This is a genomic window from Stenotrophomonas sp. AB1(2024) (genome assembly GCF_037482345.1).
Lineage (GTDB): Bacteria > Pseudomonadota > Gammaproteobacteria > Xanthomonadales > Xanthomonadaceae > Stenotrophomonas.
Window position 1 is genome coordinate 2,675,964 of sequence record NZ_JBBHKO020000001.1, and the last position, 22,152, is coordinate 2,698,115.

A 22,152-nucleotide genomic window follows, 5' to 3' on the forward strand; every position below is an offset into this window, starting at 1 on the left:
GCCGACCGTTGGTCGGCCCACGTAACGTGCGGCGCCTCGGGGCGGCGGGCCCACGTAACGTCCCGGCACCTCCTGGGCCGACCAACGGTCGGCGCTACCGTTGCAGTCGTCGTTCCCGTGCCGGATGCGTTCGCGTGTCGCCCGTGTTCAATCCCCGCCTTTGTCCGCGTCGCTCGCGCACGCGAAGGCTTTTCGCTTCGCCTGCAGCCGCCCGTTCATGCGGTCGGTCACCGGCAGCGCGTCGCCGTTCAAACGCCAGTCGTAGATCACGCTGAAGGCCAGGATCCGCGCCACGTACTCGCGGGTCTCCTTGTAGCTGATCGTCTCGATCCAGATATCCGGATCGAAGCCCGGCCGCTGGGACTGCCAGCGCGCGGTCGGGGTTGGCCCGGCGTTGTATGCCGCAATGGTCACGTAGGGCAGGCCTTCGTACTTGTTCATCAGCTGGCGCAGGTACGCGGTGCCGATGGCAATGTTAGTGTCGGCGTCATACAGGCTGGCCGCGCCGCCATAGTTGTTCAAGCCAATCGCCTTGGCAACGCTCGCACCGGTGGCCGGCAGCACCTGCATCAGGCCCATCGCATTGGCCGGCGAACGTGCCTTCGGGTTGAAGATGCTCTCGGCGCGGATTTCAGCTGCCACCCAGGCCGGGTCGATAGCGTTGCGCGCCGATTCGCGGCGGATCGCATCGTCGTGGTGCAGGGGGAAGCGCAGGCTGTACAGGCGCTGCTCCTCCGGGGTCTTGCCCAGTGAAAACACCGCGCGGTCGAACCAGCCGTTGTCGCGGGCCACTTCCACCGCGATGCGGCGCTGGGTGGTGTCAAAGCGGGTCAGCGCATCGTTCCATTCGGCCACGGCCCAGCCCGAACGTTCGATCTTGAACAGCTCCATCGCGCGCACGATCGCCGGATCACGCGCCACGGTGGCCTGCGCCTGCGCACTGTCCCTGGGTTCCACCGGGCACAGCGTATAGGTGCTTTGGCCGAGCTGGTCGGCCGCCAGGAAGCCATGGAACGTCGCCGCGCGGGCCGCTTCGCGGTACAGCGGTAGCGCCTCGTTGTGCTTGCCGGTCTTGTCCAGCATGCGTGCCTCGAAATAGCGCCAGCGCGAGTCGCTGCGCTGGGTCGGGCCCATCCTGCGGATCGCCGCCAGCGTGGCCGGCCAGTCGCCGCGCGACATCGCCTCGCGCGCGCGCCATTCGTGCAGCCGCTCGTCATAGGCCGAATCCGGCACCGCGTTGAGCCGGCGCGCGGAATCGGGCCCATAGGAGGCCACCGTCCACAGCGCGATCTGGTACTTCACGTCTGCCTGCTGGGCCGCGCTCAACTGCAGCGCGTTGGCGTACTGCGGCAACTGCTGCTCGGTCGCGTCCGGGTCGGCCTTGGCCAGCTTGGCCAGGCCATCGGTGGCGATGCGGCGGCTGCGTTCGTTGCGCGGCCAGTTCAACGCGCTGGCATTGGGCTTGTCGACGAAGGCCGCATAGGTGTTGGCCAGCGCCAGGTCGGCAGCCGGCAGCCCGCGGGCGGCACTGCGCATCACCGCCGGCTGCTGCGCATCGGCAGCAGCATCGATACGTTCCCAGCGCAGTTCCGCGCTCAACCCGCCCTTGGCATCCAGTACCGCGAACACCGGGTCGCAGGCATCGGGCAGAGACTTGCCGGTGCTGCGCCAGATCGCCTGCGCCTCGCTTACCCACTGCGCGTCGGCCTTGCCGGTGGCCTGGCGCGCATTGAGCTGGGCGCAGCGCAGGCCGACATTGTCGGTGGGTGCCCAGTTGGCCAGCAGGGTGGGCCAGTCCTCGCGGCGGGCCACCGCCGGCAGCCACACGCTGCGGAAGCTGCTGGCCACGGCCTGGCCGTTGTAGCGCTTGAGGAAGTCCTGGGCCTGGGCACTGGTGATCGTATCGATGTTGCGGCGCAGGTTGGCGTATTCCAGCCAGCCGTAAAGCGGGTGCCTGCTCAGCCCCGCCGCCTGGGCAGGGTCGAACTGGCCACGCTCGGCATTCTCGATGGCCGCCTTCATCTGCGCGCGCTGCGCATCCAGGCTCTGGGCGCCCGCATCGGCGCTCACCCCGGTGCAGGCAAGCAGGGTGGCGGAACTGAGGATCAACAGGGGGAGTCGGTTCATGCCGAAAGGATAGCGGGCGGGGGTGAAAGCCGGTGACGGCAAGCCAACTCAATGATGAACGAAACCCGTCACCCCCCTGAACAGGCGCGACGCACGGGCGTAATGTCAAAGCCACCAGCCCCAACGGCTGCAGGAGACTCAAGCGAAACGGTAGCGCCGGCCGTTGGCCGGCCCGCAGGAAAACCAACAACAAGGACCCACACCATGGCATTCAGTGCAGCAGGCAACGCCGGACCACTGGCCGACATCAACGTCACCCCGTTGGTGGATGTAATGCTGGTGCTGTTGATCATCTTCATCGTGACCGCCCCGATGGTGTCCATGCCCATCCCGGTCAACCTGCCGCAACCCACCGACGTGGTACCACCCACCGCCCCGCCGCCGCCGATTGAACTTCGGGTGGACGCCAGCAACCAGGTCAGCTGGAACGGCCAGCTGGTCGCCGTCGCCGCGCTCCAGCAGCGCATGCAGGACGCGGCCCAGGCCAACACCGGCAACATCCCCGAACTGCGCATCGCCACCGATCCGAACGCCGAGTACGACGTGATGGCCAAGGTGTTGGCGGCTGCCAACAACGCGCACATGGAAAAGATCGCCTTCGTCAATCCGTAGCAGACAGGGCGGCCCGCCCACCGACGGGCCGCCCTGCGTCACGAACGGGCACCCCGGTAGTCCCGACCGTTGGTCGGTCCCCCCGGAGACCACCCCGAAGCCGACACACGCCCCGTCACCAGCCTCTATCAATGCGCACGCGTCAGCGTAGGGAAACCTCGCGCGAGCATGTAAGAAAATCCCATAATCAAGGCAGATTCAGCGCCCGCCACTTCAATCAGTGCGAGTGGTCACGCTTTTCCACCTTGTCCCAAGCACCCCCATCGTGCATAAACCTTCCTGTCACTCACCGCCCGCATAGTCGGCACACGCGGTGACGCCCGAATGATGTTGCCCGTCAAACGCGCAGTCTGCCTCCAGGAAGGAGTACAGGGATGTCCAGCTCAACCCCGCACCGCACGCGCCAACGTGTGCTCGTTGTTCTCATCGCACTTTTCTGTGCCCCGTTCGCGTATGCGCAGGAAGTGGAGAAGAAGTGGGAAACCATGGCCGCCTTCGGCCAACCCAAGAACACAGAGAGGGAAGCCCAGTGGAAGGTCATGTCGATGACTACAGGCGCGGTCGTAAGGGAAAGAACAACCGCTAGAATCTTGGATTCGAGGAGACGCGCATGGGTAGTACGCGTGACTTTCCGGGAGTTGGAGCAGCGATTGAGTATTGTGACGAGGTGACGAAATGAGTCAGTTGCTATCAAACGTCTCTGTTCGGGTCTGGCATCCGCAGATGTCTGCCGCGCATGTATCTTCTCATCTGGGGCTCATTCCAGAATACTTCAGAAGTATTGGTGAGCCCCGAGCAGCACCCAATGGGCGGTTGCTTGGAGGGGTGAATGAACAGACGTATGCTTGGGCTAGGCTTGTCTACAAGGAACGCGTGGAGCTTGGGATGCAACTGAACGCTTGCTACGAAGATCTGCGAGAGCGTCACGCCTTCATTCAAGAGATTGTTGAAACAGGTGGAGAGGTTGAATTTTATGTCAGCATCTTCCTGAAAGGGTTGGGTGGCTTTCGTCTCGAGCCAGGGCTCGTGGAGAAGTTTGCGGTGTTGGACATCGGGTTGTCTGTGGAGCTCTATCCGGATGATGAGTAGATCTAATGCGCACACTCCACCATGAATGGGTCTGCGCGGTTCAGAATCTCATTAAGGATTCGGCACCCTGAGATGCGGAGCGATGAAATTACCAAGAAGCTGGACTGGCTCGGAGGTATGCTCCGATCTTCGACCAAATGATCTTCCGCCAAGTTACTAGCGATGAAAAGGTTTCTCAGAATTTCTATCATCCTGGCGATCGTTGTATCGCTTGTCGCTGCTGGATTGTGGCTGCGAGGACAACTGGACATTGATGGTTGCATGGACCAAGGTGGTAGCTGGGACTATGCGCTATCCCGGTGCAATCGGTGATTGTCAACAAAGTTGTCCGCGATTTCATGCCGCGAATGGCAGGTTTGATGCAGCGGGATCCTCAGATTTTTCCGGGTTGAGCCATACCTCGCCGACAGGGTTCCAGTTGCGGTGCCTCGTTCACGCCACCGGCTCGGGTTGAGCGTTTTGGCTCGCTGGCAGCCCTTGTGGCGGTGCCCCAGCAGGGCAGCGTCCCAGCCGCCGTGGCGCTGCTCCGGCGTTACGAAACGGATTGCGCTGTGACGATGCTCGGTGTTGCGTCAGCCGACAAACCGCTGCACCAAGATGCGTGCTGCAGCGATGTCCTGGAATGGCTTGGCCGGATACGTCGGGTGTATTTGAGCCTGCGGAACAGTGCTTCGGAATACGGATTGTCATCGCTGACCGAGGGACGGCTGAAAGATGTAGCCGCCCCCAATGACTGCAGCGTCGCCAGCATCGTGGCGCCCTTCATCGGGCCACCGTTGTCGGCATGCAGCACCAACTGGTCAGGCATCACGCACCCGCGTGCACAGGCCCTGCGGATCGGTTGTGCCGCATGACTGGCCAGCTCATCGTGAGGACTGACCATCTTGGCCTGAACAGTGTTGGCATCTTGTCCGGATCAGAGCCGGGGGGGATTCCCGGTGTTAGCGGAAACTATTCATTTGGACACATCGCGATAGCAACTTCGCCGAGTGCATACAGCTTCGGGACGGCTCATCCATACGGGTCACCTACCGTTGAGTACATCCAATCGCAAGTCGCCAGCCGCAATGTTGAGCTGGTTACATTCGATACAACGCGGGAGCAAGAAACGATGATCGAGAAGGTAATGAAGACCCATGATAAGAGTACATACAACGTAAGGAGTCGCAATTGCGCCACAGCAGTCGCCGATTCGCTGATTCCGACTAAGCTAATAGACGATAGGTCTCCGCTTCCCGGGATAGTGTTTCAAGAGCTTATGCTGATCGAGGGCGCCAAGTATCATTTCATGCCTAAGGGTGGAGATATTCCGCAGGCGGTTCTCGATGCAGTCAAGTGACCTGTTCAGGCGTATGAGCTCTATTGGGGGATTCATTATCCTTGATGTTTCCAGGAAGGTGGCTTCAATACTACCATTGACGCTACTTGCGGTGCTCCTTGGCGGGTGTGACAACGGGGTGCGGGGTGAGCTTGATACAAAGGAGATATATGGAGACCTAAGTGGTCTTTACTACGGTGAGATGTGCGGGGAGGGCGTGAAGGAGTTGAGCGAACTTCGAAGCCGAGCAGCTCGAGTTTCGGTCAATGGTGGCCAGTGCGCAGCGCTCTACCTGGATGGAGTCGATAGTCAGGGGGGGCTGCTTGTCTATCCCGGTGGTGTGTCAGTAACGGTAGATTGCGAAGGGCTGGTTGTTAAGCTTGAGAGGTACAAGGCACACGTTCGTACTGTGAATCGGGTGCTGGCTCTCTGTAGTGGTGGCTGAGCCGCGTCGTGCAGGTGAAGTTCTCGTAGCGATAGCCGCCATTGTCGTGACCCGAGGCGTCCCGGGATTTTTCCCGAGGCGCCTTCGTGACAGTGGTTGTTTCGGAGCGCGCAGCACGCTGCTAACCAGCACGACGCTGTCGTTAAGAGCAGGCGATTTTTCTGTTCTTCGAAGGGACGACCGCACAGCGCCCATGGATACAAGCCGTCGGCGACGGTACGCCGAAGTTGGTACGAACCGGATGTGATCCCAACCGAACTCACTGCTTGATTGGCCACAAGTTTCGTACGCAGGTCAATCACGCTCGACTTGAGGAACCCTCCATGCAGTTGTCATTCGGTGATGCCGAGAGGTCGGGATAGAACCCCGCCGGTGGCAAGCCGTCCGGCGTGTCAGCGATATCCATTGGCCACGACACTCCGCGTCCATCTGTTACAGCAGTGGGTTTGACCGCGTTCCAGACGAGACCTCGATCCGCAATGTCCGAAGGGTGAAAGCGACGCCTTGCGTCTTCGGTCATGCCTTCGGTGCGTCGATCATCTGTGCCTGCAGTCGGCCGGGGCACGACCCTACCGATTCCTCGGTGGCTGCGCCGTAGGTCCGGGTTCAAACCAGGTTCCATACGGCGTTTGCAAATATCGTCTGGATATTGCCCGGGTAGAGGCCGCTCGTCGGCCCAGATACGCCGCTTGGTGCCGCGTCCGTAACGTCCGCGTGAAATCCACACTTTCATCACGCCTTCATCTTTACAGGTTGTTTACAAAGGAGACGCTGCCGCGCTTCAAGGGGAGGCGCGGTGGTCCCAGCCAGCCATTCCTTTGGAGAGAGAGCGAATGAACACCCTGCATTACCGCCCCTTGGCGGCTGCCGTAGCGCTGTGCCTGCTGTCCGTTCCCGTTCTTGCCACCGCGCAGGACGCTCCCCGCACCACCACTGATCTGGACCGGGTGGAAGTCACCGGTACCCGCATCAAGCGGGCCGAGGTCGAAGGCCAGGTGCCGATCCAGACCCTCACCCGCAGCGAGATCGAACGCACCGGCCTGAATTCCATCGGCGAGGTGCTGCAGCAGTTGACCGGCTCCGGTTCGGCGCTCAACGCCAAGTTCAACTCATCGGGCAACTTCGGCTTCCCGCCTGATGGCAGCGGTGTCGGCGCTGGTTCGGCCCAGGTCGACCTGCGTCACCTGGGCGCCAAGCGCGTGCTGGTGCTGGTGGATGGCATCCGCTGGGTCAATGAGTCCTCCGCTTCGGGCGTGGGCGCGGCCACCGACCTCAACACCATTCCGTTGGCCATCGTCGAGCGCATCGAAGTGCTCGAAGACGGCGCTTCGTCGCTGTACGGTTCGGACGCGATTGCCGGCGTGGTCAACATCATCACCCGCCGCGAGTTCGACGGCGGCCAGGTCACCGTGAACTACGGTGAATACAGCAAGGGCGATGGCACCCAGAAAGGCGTGGACCTGGCCTGGGGCACCAGCGGCGACCGCTACACCCTGTTCCTCGGTGCCAGCTGGACCAAACAGGATCCGGTGTATGCCAACACCCGTGAGCAATCGCGCTACCCGATCCCGCAGACCGGGCTGGCCTTCGGCAGCTCGGCCACGCCGGCCGGGCGCTTCATCTTCACCGACCCCAACACCGGCATCGAGCACGACCTGACCCCGAATACCGGGGCGACCTCGCCGGTGTTCAACGGCGGCGACGGCTGCGTGCGCACCGACGATTACCACTGCTTCGCCACCGCCGACCGCTTCAACTTCGCCGAATACAACATGCTGCTGACGCCGTCCGAGCGCAAGGGCATCTTCGGCCAGTTCCGCTTCGACATCACCGACAATATGCAGTGGTACATCAAGGCGCTGGGCAACCGCCGCGAATCGACCAACCAGGCCGGTCCGGAACCGTTGTTCTTCGGGCCTGATGGCGCCACCGGCAACCCGCTGGCCGACAACATCGTGATCTCCGCGCTCAACCCGTACAACCCGTTCGGCTTCGACCTGGATTCGGCCGACAACCTGATCATGATCGGCCGTCGCCCGGTCGAAGGCGGCCCGCGCGTGTTCGAGCAGCAGGTCGACACCCAGTACTTTGCCACCGGCCTGACCGGGTTGTTCGACGCCGCCGACCGCAGCTGGTCGTGGGACGTCAACGGCATGTACAGCAAGAACAAGGCCGAACAGACCAACTACGGCAGCTACAACATCTTCAACGTCAACATGGCGCTGGGCGATCCGGCCGTCTGTGCGGCCACCCCGGGCTGCGTGCCACTCAATATCTTCGGTGGGCCGGGCACGATCACCCCGGAAATGCTGGCGTGGATCCAGCCGGTGGTGCGCGACCGCAGCCAGAACGAGCTCACCCTGTTCACCGCCAACCTGAGCAGCGATCTGTTCACGCTGCCGGCCGGTCCGGTCTCCTTCGCCACTGGCTACGAGTACCGCAAGTACGAAGGTGAGTACCAGCCGGATCCGATCACGGTGGCCGGGCATTACAACGGCGTGCCCTCGCTGCCCACCGCGGGTTCCTACGATGTCAACGAGGCGTACCTGGAACTGGCGGTGCCGATCTACGCCAGGGCCGACCGCGGCGAACGGCTGGATCTGAGCCTGGCCGGGCGCTATTCGGATTACTCCACCTTTGGTGGCGAGTTCACCCCCAAGTACGGCCTGCGCTGGCAGGTGAGCAACGACTTCGTGCTGCGCACCAGCTATGCCGAAGGCTTCCGTGCGCCGTCGATCGGTGAGCTGTACGGTTCGGCCGCGCGCGCCGACCTGCAGTTGTTCGACCCGTGCTCGGTGGGGCTGGGCGGTACGCCGCCGCGCGGCAGTGCCGCCAACTGCGCCGCGCTCGGCGTGCCGACCGGGTTCCAGCAAGCCAATTCGCAGATATCGGTGACCACCGGCGGCAACGACCAGCTGGACCCGGAACGTTCGCGCAGCTTCACCGCCGGCTTCGTCTGGAGCCCGTGGTTCGGCAGTGATGCGGCGTGGTCCGAGCGCTTCGACGTGGAAGTCACCTTCTACCGCCACACCATCGAAGGCGCGATCCAGGCAATCAACGCGCAGACCCAGCTCGACCTGTGCGTGGACACGCTCGATCCGCTCTACTGCGGCGGCATCACCCGTGCCTCCACCGGTGCGGTGAGCGGCTTCAACAACCGGCTTACCAACCTGGGCTCGATCAAGACCGATGGCTGGGACGTGGACCTGTTCTGGACGTTCCCGCAAAGCGATGCGGGACAGTTCAAGCTGGGCTGGCAGAACACCTTCGTTGGTCGCTATGAGGCAATCGGTGCCGCTGGCCAGCGCCAGCCGCAGGAGCCGGGCGTGGAGGTGAACGACAGCTCCATCCCCGAATGGACCAGCAACGCGACGCTGGGCTGGACCTTGTCCAACTGGAGCGCCTCCTGGACGGTGCGACACATTTCCAAGCTCACTGAGCAGTGTGGCGATGCGGTGGCATTCCCGGTCTGCAGCGACCAGGCCGCCGGCACCAACGAGCTGGAAGCGACGACCTTCCACGATGCGCAGGTGGGTTACAAGATCGACTGGATGAAGGGGCTGCAGCTCACGGCCGGGTTGAACAACGTGTTTGGCAAGGATCCGCCGATCTGCCTGTCGTGCTCGCTCAACGGCTACGACGCGTCCACCTACGACATCCCGCGTGGGCGCTACTGGTACCTGCGGGCGGACCTGCGGTTCTAAGGCTGGAAAAGCACAGGGGCGCCCATGGCGCCCCTGTTTGCCGGGCAGAGCCCGGCGCTACCGGATGTAGAGCCGGGCTCTGCCCGGCTTACGCATCAGAACGACCAGGTGAAGGTGATCGAGCCGTTGCGGCCGTCGCCGTAGGCACCGTAGCCGTTGATCTGCGAGTAGTACTGCTTGTCCAGCAGGTTGTTGAGGTTGGCCTGCACGCTGAACTGCGGGGCCAGGCGGTAACGCACGAAGGCGCTGACCAGCGCGTAGCCGTCCTGCTCGATCCGGCCGTACGCCGGCACCGGGTAGTAGATGCCGTTCTGCCAGTTCACGCCGCCGCCCACCGTGAGGTCGGTCAGCGCCTGCGGGGTGTAGCTGGTGAACAGCTTGAGGGTGGTCTGCGGCAGGTTGGTATTGATGTCCGCGCCGTTGATGTCCTTGGCCACGTAGCGCGAGGCGCCGAAGGTGGCGTTCCAGCCCGCGGCCAGTTCGCCGTTCAATTCCAGCTCGAAGCCACGGCTGACCGTGCCGCGCGCGGCGGTGTAGGCGAACTCGTTCGGGCTGCCCTGCACTGGAATCGTGGTGGCCTGGCCGACGTTGTCCTGCTCGATGCGGAACACCGCCAGCGAGGCGTTCAAGCGGTTGTCGAACCACGCGGCCTTGACGCCCACTTCGTAGCTCTTGCCGTCCACCGGATCGAGGTAGCTGCCGTTCTGCTGCTTGAGCGTCTGCGGCTGGAAGATCTCGGTATAGGCGGCGTAGGTCGACCAGGTGTCGTTGAGGTCGTAGACCAGGCCGGCATACGGGGTGGTGACCTTGTGCGAACGGTCAGCGCCTTCGCCCTCGCTCTTCCAGTCGGTGTAACGCGCGCCGAGGATCAGTTTCAGCGGGTCGGCCAGCGACAGGCGGGTGGCGGCATAACCTGCCTTCTGGGTGATGGTGCCCTCGCTGGCCAGGCTCAGCGGGTTCCAGTTGGGCTCGCTGATGTTGCCGGTCCAGTTGAGATAGCTGGTGAACGGGTCCCAGGTCATGCCCGGGCCGCCTACCTGGTAGTCACCGTAGTTGGCGTAGTCGCGCTTGTTGTAGCTCACGCCGGCCATCAGCTGGTGCTCGCGGCCGAACAGCTGGAACGGACCTTCCACGTAGCCGTCGACGGCGTCGACCTTGCGCCTGGTGTTGTAGAAGCCGGCCGACGGGGAAATTCCCGTGCCGGTGACCGGATCGAACAGCGAGGCCCCGGTCACCCAGTCGTTGTAGGCCGGGTAGAACAGCTTGTCATCGGCCTTGGTTTCGTCATGCGATGCGCCGACGCGCACCTTCCAGTCGTTGGCGAAGCCGTGTTCCAAGGTGGCGAATGCACGCTTGCTGGTGGTGTCCCAATAGGTCCACTTGGCGGCCGAATTGAACGACTCGTCGTACGGCGTCGGGCTGCCGTCGGAGAACAGCATCGGGAAGCCGCCCCAGGTGGCGCCGTTGGCGCGCTTCTGCTGGTAGTCGTAACCCACGCTGAGCTGGGTGTCGGGGGTCAGGTCCGCATCGATCACCGCATAGCCCAGCGTCTTGTGCTGGTTGTAGCGGTCCATCTGCGATTCGGTATCCAGGTAGCTGCCGATCACCCGCGCGCGCACCGAACCGCTGGCATTGAGCGGGGTGGTCACATCCACGGTGCTGCGGGTGCGGCCCCAACTGCCCACGTTGACCGACACACTGCCGGTCAGTTCGGCGCTGTCGGCATGCTTGCGGATCAGGTTGACCGAGGCCGACGGATTGCCGGCGCCGGTGAGCAGGCCGGTGGCGCCGCGCACCACTTCCACGCGGTCGTACAGGGCCAGATCCAGGCCGGAATCGCCGTAGCTCCAGTTCTGCACCATCTGGGTGGGCAGGTTGTCGTACTGGTAGCTGTCGATGTAGAAGCCGCGCGAATAGAACTCGGTGCGCTCGGTATCGGACTGGGTGCTGCTTATGCCGGTAGTGTTGGCCAGCACGTCGATGATGTCGTCGAGGTTCTGGTCCTCGATGCGCTGGTGGCTGATGATGCTGACCGACTGTGGAATCTCGCGCGGGGCCAGGTCGAATCGGGTACCGGCCGAGGTGCGGCGGACCGAATAGCCTTCGGCGCGCTCGCCCTTGACCACGATCTTGTCCAGGGTGGTGGCGTCGACGGCCGCCTCCTGGGCAAGGGCAGGGGCGGCGGCGGCCAGCGCGATCAGCAGCGCCTGCGGCAGGCGGCCTTGTGGCAGGGTGCGGGACAGCACAACGGCAGTACGGGTCATCAGGGTTTCCTGGCGGCGGCGCGCACCAGGCGGCGATCCTCGGATGCCAGGCGCTGCGGACAAAGTGGGGGTCAGTAGGCGACTGGCGGGTGCCGGATGGCCGGCACGGGCGTTGGCAACTGATCGTCGCTGCACCTCCCTGGCGCGAACGGGATCACGGCATGATAATGCGAATCACTCTCAGTCGCAATGTGGCGATGCGTCGTAATGGTGCGAATTGCGACACGTCGGCCGGGCGCGGCCGACCCGGCCTTAACGACCACGCGCCTAGGGTTGGTGCACCGGGGCCGGTCCCCTTCCAGGAATGCCACCCATGATCGCCAAGAACACCCTCTGTCTCTGGTACGACGGCACCGCCGAGGAAGCCGCCGCGTTCTACGCCGCCACCTTCCCCGACAGCGCGGTGCAGGCGGTGCATCGCGCACCCTCCGACTACCCGTCGGGGAAGAAGGGGGATGTGCTCACGGTGGACTTCACCGTGCTCGGGATTCCATGCATCGGCCTCAACGGCGGCCCCGCCTTCAAGCACAGCGAAGCCTTTTCCTTCCAGGTGGCCACCGACGACCAGGCCGAGACCGACCGTTACTGGAATGCGATCGTCGGCAATGGCGGGCAGGAGAGCGACTGTGGCTGGTGCAAAGACAAGTGGGGGCTGTCCTGGCAGATCACTCCGCGGGTGCTGACCGAGGCCTTCACCGGCAAGGACCCGGCGGTAGCCAAGCGCGCCTTCGAAGCGATGATGACCATGAAGAAGATCGACGTAGCCACCATCAAGGCAGCAATCGCGTAGCGACACGCCACGCGTGTCCCACGCGGTGCCGCATCGTTCGCGATAACGTGGTGTCGGGGTTTCCGTGGGACACGCACGGTGTGTCGAAACGACGGGTTCGACTCTTCTGCCGGCGCGCGCGCGTGCGTATCCTCGCGCGATGTCCACCTCCCGCCTTCCTGCCCTGTTCCCCTTGCTGGCCGTACTCGGTTCGGTAACCGCGCTTGCCATCGGAACCTCGTTCGCCAAACAGTTGTTCCCGTTGATCGGAGCGCAGGGCACCAGTGCGCTGCGCGTGGGATTCTCCGCTATGGTGCTGCTGTTGGTGTTTCGCCCGTGGCGCTGGTCCACCACCCGCGTCGACGCCGGCGCGATTCTCCGCTATGGGTTCACCCTGGGAACAATGAACCTGCTGTTCTACATGGCACTGCGCACCATTCCGTTCGGCGTTGCGGTGGCGATCCAGTTCTCGGGTCCGCTGGCAGTAGCGATGTGGTCCTCGCGACGCCCGGTCGACTTCCTGTGGGTCGGTTGTGCGCTGGGCGGCCTGCTGTTGCTGCTGCCGCTCGGGCAGGGCAGCGCGTTGGATCCAGCCGGAATGCTGTACGCGCTCGGCGCAGCGGTGTGCTGGGCGCTGTACATCATCTTCGGCAAACGCACGGGGCACCTGCGAGCGGGGCACACCGTGTCGCTGGGCATGCTGGCCGCCGCGGTGGTGGTGGTGCCCGTGGGAGTGGCACACGCGGGCATGGCATTGCTCGACCCGAAGCTGCTGCTGTTCGGGCTGGGCGTTGCCGTGGTGTCCAGCGCGATACCCATGTCGCTGGAAATGGCGGCGCTGAAACGACTGCCAAAAGAAACCTTCGGCATCCTGATCAGCATGGAACCGGCGGTGGCCGCGTTGTTGGCGATGGGCCTGCTGGCCGAGTACCTGACGCCGCTGCAGTGGGCGGCGATCGGTTGCACGGTGGTGGCATCGGTGGGCAGCACGTTGACCTCGAGGCGGGCAACGACCGGGATCATCACCTGACGCACTTCGATCCACGGGCCGGCCGCCGGAGTATCCTGCCACGATGTCTACCTCCCGCCTCTCCACGTTGTTCCCGGTGCTGGCCGTACTTGGTTCGGTCACGGCCCTGTCCGTCGGTACCTCGTTCGCCAAGCAGCTGTTCCCGTTGATCGGTGCGCAGGGCACCAGCGCGCTGCGCGTGGGCTTTTCCGCGCTGGTGCTGCTGGCGGTGTTCCGGCCGTGGCGCTGGACCACCACCCGTGCCGACGCAGGGGCGATCTTCCGCTATGGCATCACCCTGGGGGTGATGAACCTGCTGTTCTACATGGCCCTGCGCACGATCCCGTTCGGCATCGCGGTGGCGATCGAATTCTGCGGCCCGCTGGCGGTGGCGATGTGGTCCTCGCGCCGGCCGATCGATTTCGTCTGGGTCGGTTGCGCGGCCACCGGCCTGCTGCTGCTGTTGCCGCTGGGCCACGGCGAGCCGCTGGACCTGGCCGGGGTGCTGTATGCGCTGGGCGCGGCGGTGTGCTGGGCGCTGTACATCATCTTCGGCAAGCGCGCCGGCCACCTGCATGCCGGGCACACGGTATCGCTGGGGCTGTGCGCGGCGGCGCTGGTGGTGGTGCCGGTGGGCGTGGCGCACGCGGGCATGGCGTTGCTGGACCCGAAGATCCTGTTGTTCGGGCTGGGCGTAGCGGTGGTTTCCAGTGCGATTCCGATGTCGCTGGAAATGGCCGCGTTGAAGCGGTTGCCGAAAGAGACGTTCGGCATCCTCATCAGCATGGAACCGGCGGTAGCCGCGCTGCTGGCCATGGGCCTGCTGGCCGAGCACCTGACGCCGCTGCAATGGGCGGCGATCGGCTGCACGGTGGTGGCATCGGTTGGCAGTACGGTGACCGCCAAGCGCCGCGAGCCGGTGTTTGCCGAGCCGACGGCGTAAACCCCATCACCGCTTCACCGGTGTATCAGGCGGTCAGCGCAAGGCGTCGCTGGGCACATCGATCGCCATGGCCAACGCCAGGTGATCGGAAAACGCGGCCGGCACCGCTTCGGCGCTGCGCTGCTGCAGGCCGCTGCTGAGCAGGATGTGGTCGATGGCCCGGTCCGGGCGCCAGCTCGGGAAGGTGGGCACCGCACAGCCGGGCGGCTGCAGGTTGGTCTTCTGGTACAGCACCTGCATTTCCGGGCGTTCGGCCAGGCAGTTGAAATCGCCCATCAGCACTGCGTTGGAGTGCTCGGACAGCAGGTCGGCGATGAAGGCCAGCTGCGACATGCGCGAGTTGGTACCCAGCGACAGGTGGGCCACCGCTACGGCCAGGCCCTCGGTGCCGTCGCCGAATTTGGCCAGCAGCACGCCGCGCCCGCCGATCCGGCCGGGCAGGGCGTGGTCCTGTACTTCCACCGGTTCCAGCCGGCTCAACAGGCCGTTGGCGCTGGAGGCGACCCCGCCCATGCGGCGGTTGGGCTGGTGGCTCCAGTAATTGAAGCCGGCGCGCTCGGCCAGATAATGGGTCTGGTTGGTGAAGCCCGAGCGCAGGCTGCCGGGATCGGCCTCCTGCAGGCCGACAATGTCGTGACCGCGGGCCAGCTGGGCGATGGCGTCCAGGCTGGTCCGCTTGCGGCCCGCCGGCAGCGCATGCGACCAGCTGCGGGTCACATAGTCGCTGTAGCGGCGGGTGCTTGAGCCGGCCTGGATGTTGGCCGTAAGCAGGCGCAGGGTCCGCGTGTTGGGGGAAGTCACGACGGTAGCTTGCTCTGGATGGCTCAGTTGCCCTTGGCGGCGCGTTCGCGGGCGATCAGGTGATCGGCGATGCGCAGCATGTCCGGGAAGCTCTTGCCCTTGACCAGGTACCTGCCGTTGACGATCACCGACGGCGTGCTCTGGATCTTGCTGCGCAGGGCGAACTGCTTGGCGGCACTGGTCTTGGCGCTCACCGCGAAGCTGGACATGGCCGCTTCGAACTGCTTCGCATCGGCGCCGTGCTTGGCGTAGAAGGCGGCGATGTCCTGCACCGAATCGCGACCGCGCTCGCCCTTCAGGGACTGGTCGACGTGGATGGCCCTGTACAGCGCCTCATGGGTTTTGTCTTCCAGGCCCAGCGACTGCGCGGCATAGAACGCCTTGGCGTAATCGTCCCAGGTGCCGCCGAACATGGCCGGTATGTACACGAAGTTCACATCGCTGGGCAGGCCGGCTTTCCACGGCCCGATCAGCGGCTGGAACGCGGCGCAGGCCGGGCAGACGAAGCCGAAGACTTCGGCCACTTCGATCTTGCCGGTGGCCGGCTGGAACGGCTTGCCGTCGGCGATGACCAGGTAGTCGGTGCCTTCCACCGGTTCCGGACCGGTCGGGCGCGACGAAGCCGGTGCCGGTGCCGGGGTGGTGGCTTCGGCAGCGGCGGTTTCGGCGGCGGCGGTTTCACCGCTGGCCGCCGGTGCGGCCTCGGTCGGGGCCGGGGTGGTTTCGGCGGCCGGGGTGCTGGTCGGCGCGGCCGGTTCGGTCGGCGCAGTGGTGTTGGTGGTGCCGTCCTGGGCCTTGCAGGCGGCCAGGATGGGCAGCAGGGCCATGAGCATGAGGGCGAAACGGGTCTTCATCGAAGCGTCTCCAGCAGAGCATGTTGGGGCCGCCGCATCGGGCGCCGGCCAAGGGGGAATGATGACACGCGGCCGCCGGGGCGCCACGTGCAGGGTGCGTGATGGTTCAGCGAGCTTCCGCCGCGCGCTCGCGGGCGATCAGGGCATCGGCGTTGCGCAGCATGTCCTCGAAGGAGGTGCCCTTGACCAGGTACTTGCCGTTGACGATCAGCGAGGGGGTGCCTGGCACCTTGGTGCGCTGGGCGAACTTCCGGGCGGCGGTGACCTTGCTGTCCACCGCTTCGCTCTTGAGGGCTGCGGTGTACTGGGCAGCGGTGACGCCGTAATCCTTGTAGAAGCCGGCCAGTTCGTCGGAGGACACGTTCTGCATCGGCAGTTTGCCCTCCTCATGCAGCGCCTTGAACATGGCGGCATGGCTGCGTTGGGCCACGCCCAGCTGGTCGGCGGCGTAGTAGGCGCGGGCGTAGGAATCCCAATGACCACCGAATGCGGCGGGTACTGCGGTGAAACGCACGTCCTTGGGTAGCTTCTTCTGCCAGGCCTCCAGGATCGGCTCGAAATGCGCGCAGTGCGGGCAGGTGTAGCCGAACATTTCCACCACCTCGATCTTGCCGGCCAGCGGCGCCCATGGCTCCGCCGCCTCGATCACCTCGTAATCCTTGCCTTCCACCAGCGCGGCGGGGGCGGGCGCGGCCAGCACGGACAGGGGGCTCAGGGCCAGCAGCAACAGCATCAGGCGGGGCATCAACGTCATCTACATCCATCTCCATCGGAAAAAACAACGCCGGCCCAGTGCCGGCGTGGCGGTGAACATAACCCGCCGCTGCGGCGGGGCGCATCTGTCATCGGGCCCGGTGCGTCCTCACTGCCGTGCTGCACCGGCGCGCGGCGTGGCGGTGGCCACGTCATCGGCGCGGCTATGCAGGCCCTGCAGGTAGCTGCCCAATGCCTGGATCTCCTGTTCGGTCAGCGACTTGGCAATGCTGGCCATGATCTGGAAGTGCGTCTTGTCGGTTTCCTGGGTCACGCCGGCCTGGTACTCCTGCAGTCGCCGCGCCACATATGAGGCGTGCTGCCCACCCACATGCGGGTAGGCCGGGCCCGGGTTGCCGGCACCGGTGGGACCGTGGCAGGCCATGCACGCCGGAATGCCACGCTGGGCATCGCCGCCGCGATAGAGCTGCTGGCCGATCTCGTAGAACTTCTTGTCCTTGTAAGGACCTTCGGTTACCAGGCTGTCGTCGGCAAGCCCGGCGCTGGCCTTCTGCGTTGCGAAATACGCACCGATGTCGCGCATGTCCTGCGGGCTGAGGTCCTGCACGAACGGCACCATCGCCGCCGAGGCCCCGGAGGTGCGCTGGCCGTTGGCGATCAACGCCATCTGCTGGGCGATGTGGCGTTCGCTCTGGCCGGCGATGCTGGGGTACATCTCGACCGTGGCATTGCCGTCGGCCGAGTGGCAGGCCGCGCACGCGGCGGCCTTGGCCTGGCCCGCCTTGGCATCGCCCCAGGTGGTCTTGCTGAAATCGACGTCGAGCGACGCCGTTCTCACCGGCGTGTTGTCCGGCAACGGGGTTACCGCGGTCTGGGCGTATGCAACGGCGGCGAGCAACGATACAGCGACAGCGGAAACGGCAAGAACGCGAGCATGGCGCATGCGAAAGCTCCGTGTGGACCGGCCTGGCATGTGCAGGCTGCACACGCGGGGATCACCCGATTATCCACGCCGTTTCACGCCGGGGTCAACGCGGCAGTGCGGCAAAACCGGTGACCGACAGCACGCGGCCGGCCCGGACATGCGATCCTATGCCCATGTCATTGCTCCTCGAACGTGCCCATTACCTGCTCTCGGCCCACAATACCCGGCAATTGCCGGACGACGTGGGGGCCGAAGTGGCCTTTGCCGGCCGCTCCAACGCCGGCAAATCCAGTGCCCTCAACGCCCTGACCCGCCAGAACAGCCTGGCCCGGGTCTCCAAGACCCCCGGGCGCACCCAGCAGCTGGTGTTCTTCGAAGTCACCCCGGACGCCAAACTGGTCGATCTGCCCGGTTACGGCTATGCCAAGGTGCCGCTGGACCTGCAGGCGCACTGGCAGGCCTTCATCGACCAGTACTTCCGCACCCGCGAGGCCCTGCGCGGGCTGGTGGTGGTGATGGATATCCGCCACCCGCTCAAGGACTACGACCGGCAGATGCTGGCCTACGCGGTTCGGCGCGGGCTGCCGGCGCACGCGCTGCTGACCAAGGCCGACAAGCTCGGCCGTGGCCAGCAGGGCATTGCCCTGCAGAAGGTGCGCAAGGAGCTGCAGTCCGCCTTCGGCGACACCGTCAGTGTGCAGACCTTCTCCGGCCCGGCCCGGCAGGGCGTGGACGAGGCACGCGGGATCATCGGTGGCTGGCTGGGCCTGAACAAACCGGCGCCCGAGGCGCCGTAACCCCGGTCATCGCACCGGCAACGGCGCGCATTCCCCATGTCCACCGACTGCGCGCCGTGTTCGCGGCGCGCGGTAATGCAGGCATAGCCGCCCGCACGCTGGCAGTCGGCCAGGCTGGCCATCTCGGCCAGCAGCGGATCGGGGCGAACAGGCATGTCCATTACAGCGCAGTATCGAACAACTGGCCGATCAATGCCGCCGCGCCCATCGCCAGCGCGCCCCAGAACATCACGCGCAGTGCGCCGCGCAGCGGCGGCGCGCCACCGGCGCGCGCGGCCAGGGCACCGGTCACGCCCAGGCCCAGCAGCGTGGCGGCGGTGGTGACCTGGGCGACGTGGTCGTGCGGTGCCAGCAAGGCGGTCAGCACCGGCAGTGCGGCGCCGCTGACGAACGCGCCGGCCGAGGCCAGTGCCGCCTGCAGCGGGCGGGCGCGCAGTTCTTCGGTGATGCCCAGTTCGTCGCGCGCGTGGGCGGCCAGGGCGTCGTGCGCGGTCAACTGCACGGCCACCTCGCGCGCGAGTTCCACGCTCAGGCCGCGATGGTGGTAAATCGCCACCAGCTCTTCCAGTTCGCTGTGCGGGTCTTCGTGCAGTTCGCGCCGTTCGACGGCCAGGTCGGCCCGCTCGGTGTCGGCCTGCGACTGCACCGACACGTATTCGCCAGCGGCCATGGACATTGCGCCGGCCACGGTGCCGGCGATGCCGGTGGCCAATACGGTGGAGGCGCTGGCGCCGCTGGCGGCGATGCCCACCACCAGCCCGGCCACCGAGACAATGCCATCGTTGGCCCCCAGCACGGCCGCGCGCAGCCAGCCAACCCGGTCGGAGCGGTGCACTTCAGGATGCCTGGATCGACTCATGCGGACAGTCTAGGCCGGGGCCGGGCTGCGTGCAGGAACGCGACGCAGCTGCGTTGGCAGGGGAGCAACACCGGCGTGGCGGGGCATCGGCAGCGTCAAGTAGCTCCCAGTAGGATGCAGAAAACCGTCACGGTGGCACGACGGCCGGAACGGCCACCTTATACTGCGCCCTTGCGATGCCGGGCGATGAGCCCCACATCCCCGTCCAGTCCAGAATCCCTGCGAGCCTTCCCTTGTCGAGCCCCAGCCACGTCGCCGCGACGCCGATCACCGACCGCAATGAACTGGTCGCCACGTTGGCCTCCGGCGAAAAGCCCAAGGCGCAATGGCGCATCGGTACCGAACACGAGAAGTTCGGCTTCCGGCTGGACGACCTGCGCCCGCCCACGTTCGATGGCGACCGCGGTATCGAAGCGCTGCTCACCGGGCTGACCCGCTTCGGCTGGGCGCCGGTGCAGGAGAACGGTCGCACCATCGCGCTGCTGCGCGACAACGCTTCGGTCACGCTTGAGCCGGCCGGTCAGCTGGAGCTCTCCGGTGCGGCGCTGGAAAGCATCCACCAGACCTGCGTGGAAACCGGCACCCATCTCAACGAAGTGGCCCAGGTGGCTGCCGAGCTGGAGCTGGGCTTCCTTGGCATGGGCTTCCAGCCCAAGTGGACGCGCGAAGAAATGCCGTGGATGCCCAAGGGCCGCTACCGCATCATGCGCGACTACATGCCCAAGGTCGGCTCGCTCGGCCTGGACATGATGACCCGCACCTGCACGGTGCAGGTAAACCTGGATTACGCCACCGAAGCGGACATGGTGAAGAAGTTCCGGGTGTCGCTGGCGCTGCAGCCGATCGCCACGGCGCTGTTCGCCGATTCGCCGTTCACCGAAGGCAAGCCGAACGGTTACCTGAGCTACCGTTCGCACATCTGGACCGACACTGACGCTGACCGCACCGGCATGCTGGACTTCGTGTTCGAGGATGGGTTCGGTTACGAGCGTTACGTGGATTACCTGCTCGATGTGCCGATGTACTTCTCTTATCGCGATGGTGTGTACCACGATGCCAGCGGGCAGAGCTTCCGCGATTTCATGGTGGGCAAGCTGCCGGTGCTGCCGGGTCAGCTGCCGACGTTGAGCGACTGGTCGGACCACATGACCACGGCGTTCCCGGAAGTGCGCCTGAAGAAGTACCTGGAAATGCGCGGTGCCGATGGCGGCCCGTGGGCGCGTCTGTGTGCGCTGCCGGCGTTCTGGGTCGGCCTGCTGTATGACGATGCGGCGCTGGATGCGGCGTGGGACCTGGTGCGCGATTTCAGCCTGGTGGAACGCCATGCGCTGCGCGATGGGGTGCCGAAGCATGCGCTGAACCTGCCGTTCCGCGGCGGCACGGTGCGTGATCTGGCGGCCGAGGCGTTGAAGATCGCCGTGGCCGGCCTGCAGCGCCGCGCGGCGCGCAACGCCGATGGCCAGGATGAAAGCCACTTCCTGGATGTACTGCAGGAAATCGTCGCCTCGGGGATCACCCCGGCCGAGCGCAAGCTGGCGCTGTACCACGGCGAGTGGAACCAGAGCGTGGACCCGGTGTTCAAGCAGTTCGCGTATTGATTCTTCGTCGCTGGTCGCGCGAACGGCAGCGTTTCGATTGTTACGTGCTGGGGCGGCCAACGGGCCGCCCCTCTTGCATTGCGCGATACTGCCGGGAAACCCTCCGCGCCCGGTAACGCATGAAAAAAATCAAAACCGGTAGGTGACGAATGTTGGTCGTCACCTTGCTCGACGCCGCGGTTATGCCGCCAACGTCGCCATGTCGATCACGAACCGATACCGCACATCGTTCTTCGCCATGCGTGCCCACGCTTCGTTGACGGTCTTGATGTCGACCACTTCCACGTCGCTGACGATGTTGTGCTCGGCGCAGAAATCCATCATTTCCTGGGTTTCGGCCATGCCGCCGATCGCCGAGCCGGTCACGTGCTTGCGGCCGAAGATCACGCTGGAACCCATCAGCGGCGGGTCCAGTTCGGTGATCACGCCGACCAGGCACATGGTGGCGTCACGCTTGAGCAGCGACATGTACGGGTTGGTGTCGTGGCTGACCGGGATGGTGTTGAGCAGGAAGTCGAAGCTGTTGGCGTGTGCCTTCATCTGCGCCGGATCGCGTGAGACCAGTACGTCATCGGCGCCCAGGCGCTTGGCATCGGCACCCTTTTCCGGGGTGGTGGTGATCATCACCACGGTGGCGCCCATGGCCTTGGCGAATTTCACGCCCATGTGGCCCAGACCGCCCAGGCCGATCACGCCGACCTTCTGGCCGGGGCCGACCTTCCAGTGGCGCAGCGGGGAATAGGTGGTGATGCCGGCACACAGCAGCGGGGCGGCGGCCTTCAGGTCCAGGGTTTCAGACACCTTCACCACGAAGCGCTGCTCGACCACGATATGGTCGGAGTAACCGCCGAAGGTGAGCTGGTCGCTGCCGCGTTCGGTGCTGTTGTAGGTGTAGGTCGGGCCCTTTTCGCAGTACTGCTCCAGGTCGTGGTCGCAGGCATCGCAGTGGCGGCAGGAGTCGACCAGGCAGCCCACGCCGGCGAAGTCGCCGACCTTGAAGCGGGTGACGTTGGCGCCGACTTCGGTCACGCGCCCGATGATTTCATGGCCCGGCACCATCGGGAACTGCGCGCCGCCCCAGTCGTCGCGGGCCTGGTGCAGATCGGAGTGACAGATACCGCTGTAGAGGATCTGGATGCGGACATCGTTGGCGCCGACCGCGCGGCGTTCAAAGGAAAACGGCACCAGCGGGGCGGTCTGGTCGTGCACGGCGTAGCCATGGGCAAGCGACATGGGGGTATCCTGGATTTGTGGAAAGGCGCTTTACAATACGCCCGCTCATCATGGGTATACAGTCAGAATATCGGCATGATTCATCAAGGCA

General features: G+C 65.0%; 18 protein-coding genes and 1 pseudogene. 9 read left to right on the top strand and 10 right to left on the bottom strand.

Translation table 11 applies throughout. The features are described from left to right. Window positions 1–147: 147 nt before the first annotated feature. On the bottom strand, window positions 148–2,127 hold the full coding sequence (locus WIX41_RS12135; RefSeq protein ID WP_339447867.1) for a transglycosylase SLT domain-containing protein: 1,980 nt from the start codon (window positions 2,125–2,127) through the stop codon (window positions 148–150). 204 nt (window positions 2,128–2,331) lie between these two features. Here WIX41_RS12135 and WIX41_RS12140 point away from each other — a divergent pair, with 204 nt between their 5' ends. Beyond that, the gene (locus WIX41_RS12140) at window positions 2,332–2,739 is read left to right on the top strand and encodes an ExbD/TolR family protein (RefSeq protein WP_339447869.1); all 408 of its coding nucleotides are present in this window, start codon (window positions 2,332–2,334) and stop codon (window positions 2,737–2,739) included. Between the two features lie 675 nt (window positions 2,740–3,414). Continuing rightward, on the top strand, window positions 3,415–3,828 hold the full coding sequence (locus tag WIX41_RS12145) for a hypothetical protein (RefSeq protein WP_339447871.1): 414 nt from the start codon (window positions 3,415–3,417) through the stop codon (window positions 3,826–3,828). Window positions 3,829–4,360: 532 nt separating this feature from the next. Here the strand turns inward: WIX41_RS12145 and WIX41_RS12150 are convergent. Next, window positions 4,361–4,636, bottom strand: coding sequence for a hypothetical protein (locus tag WIX41_RS12150; protein WP_339447873.1), 276 nt, complete (start codon window positions 4,634–4,636; stop codon window positions 4,361–4,363). Window positions 4,637–4,678: 42 nt separating this feature from the next. On the opposite strand from WIX41_RS12150, the gene WIX41_RS12155 reads away from it, so the two are divergent. Further along, window positions 4,679–5,167, top strand: coding sequence for a hypothetical protein (locus WIX41_RS12155; protein WP_339447875.1), 489 nt, complete (start codon window positions 4,679–4,681; stop codon window positions 5,165–5,167). A 1,257-nt stretch (window positions 5,168–6,424) separates the two neighbouring features. Then, entirely contained in the window at window positions 6,425–9,295 is a 2,871-nt protein-coding gene (locus WIX41_RS12160) for a TonB-dependent receptor (protein WP_339447877.1), read from the top strand. Between the two features lie 95 nt (window positions 9,296–9,390). Here the strand turns inward: WIX41_RS12160 and fhuE are convergent, their stop codons facing one another. Next, window positions 9,391–11,559, bottom strand: a complete 2,169-nt coding sequence (gene fhuE, locus WIX41_RS12165) for a ferric-rhodotorulic acid/ferric-coprogen receptor FhuE (RefSeq protein WP_339447879.1) — start codon at window positions 11,557–11,559, stop codon at window positions 9,391–9,393. Window positions 11,560–11,872: 313 nt separating this feature from the next. Here fhuE and WIX41_RS12170 point away from each other — a divergent pair, with 313 nt between their 5' ends. From WIX41_RS12170 to WIX41_RS12180, 3 genes are all read left to right on the top strand, one after another. After that, window positions 11,873–12,349, top strand: a complete 477-nt coding sequence (locus WIX41_RS12170) for a VOC family protein (protein ID WP_339447881.1) — start codon at window positions 11,873–11,875, stop codon at window positions 12,347–12,349. A 139-nt stretch (window positions 12,350–12,488) separates the two neighbouring features. Beyond that, entirely contained in the window at window positions 12,489–13,358 is an 870-nt protein-coding gene (locus WIX41_RS12175; RefSeq protein WP_339447883.1) for an EamA family transporter, read from the top strand. 43 nt (window positions 13,359–13,401) lie between these two features. Then, window positions 13,402–14,280 (top strand): EamA family transporter, encoded by an 879-nt coding sequence (locus WIX41_RS12180; RefSeq protein ID WP_339447885.1) that lies wholly within the window; start codon window positions 13,402–13,404, stop codon window positions 14,278–14,280. 33 nt (window positions 14,281–14,313) lie between these two features. Here the strand turns inward: WIX41_RS12180 and WIX41_RS12185 are convergent, their stop codons facing one another. The 4 genes from WIX41_RS12185 to WIX41_RS12200 form a co-directional block, all read right to left on the bottom strand. Beyond that, the gene (locus WIX41_RS12185; protein WP_409187493.1) at window positions 14,314–15,051 is read right to left on the bottom strand and encodes an endonuclease/exonuclease/phosphatase family protein; all 738 of its coding nucleotides are present in this window, start codon (window positions 15,049–15,051) and stop codon (window positions 14,314–14,316) included. Window positions 15,052–15,104: 53 nt separating this feature from the next. Continuing rightward, complete coding sequence (locus tag WIX41_RS12190; RefSeq protein ID WP_339447889.1) at window positions 15,105–15,935, bottom strand: thiol:disulfide interchange protein DsbA/DsbL; 831 nt, start codon at window positions 15,933–15,935, stop codon at window positions 15,105–15,107. Window positions 15,936–16,041: 106 nt separating this feature from the next. Beyond that, window positions 16,042–16,689 (bottom strand): thiol:disulfide interchange protein DsbA/DsbL, encoded by a 648-nt coding sequence (locus WIX41_RS12195; protein WP_339447891.1) that lies wholly within the window; start codon window positions 16,687–16,689, stop codon window positions 16,042–16,044. 108 nt (window positions 16,690–16,797) lie between these two features. Then, window positions 16,798–17,592, bottom strand: coding sequence for a c-type cytochrome (locus tag WIX41_RS12200; RefSeq protein ID WP_339447893.1), 795 nt, complete (start codon window positions 17,590–17,592; stop codon window positions 16,798–16,800). Between the two features lie 155 nt (window positions 17,593–17,747). Here WIX41_RS12200 and yihA point away from each other — a divergent pair, with 155 nt between their 5' ends. Then, window positions 17,748–18,371, top strand: coding sequence for a ribosome biogenesis GTP-binding protein YihA/YsxC (gene yihA / locus WIX41_RS12205; protein ID WP_282244244.1), 624 nt, complete (start codon window positions 17,748–17,750; stop codon window positions 18,369–18,371). A gap of 35 nt (window positions 18,372–18,406) precedes the next feature. Here the strand turns inward: yihA and WIX41_RS12210 are convergent. Next, a pseudogene (locus tag WIX41_RS12210) lies at window positions 18,407–18,532 on the bottom strand (AraC family transcriptional regulator); the annotation flags it as partial. Continuing rightward, the gene (locus WIX41_RS12215; RefSeq protein WP_339447895.1) at window positions 18,532–19,230 is read right to left on the bottom strand and encodes a VIT1/CCC1 transporter family protein; all 699 of its coding nucleotides are present in this window, start codon (window positions 19,228–19,230) and stop codon (window positions 18,532–18,534) included. The gene WIX41_RS12215 and the pseudogene WIX41_RS12210, both read right to left, overlap by 1 nt. 233 nt (window positions 19,231–19,463) lie before the next feature. Between WIX41_RS12215 and WIX41_RS12220 the strand changes: the two genes are divergently transcribed. Then, window positions 19,464–20,828 (top strand): glutamate--cysteine ligase, encoded by a 1,365-nt coding sequence (locus WIX41_RS12220; protein WP_339447897.1) that lies wholly within the window; start codon window positions 19,464–19,466, stop codon window positions 20,826–20,828. Between the two features lie 180 nt (window positions 20,829–21,008). Here WIX41_RS12220 and WIX41_RS12225 read toward each other — a convergent pair whose 3' ends face one another. Then, window positions 21,009–22,061 carry an NAD(P)-dependent alcohol dehydrogenase gene (locus WIX41_RS12225; RefSeq protein WP_339447899.1) on the bottom strand — a complete coding sequence of 351 codons (1,053 nt, stop codon included), beginning with the start codon at window positions 22,059–22,061 and terminating at the stop codon, window positions 21,009–21,011. Between the last annotated feature and the right edge of the window lie 91 nt (window positions 22,062–22,152).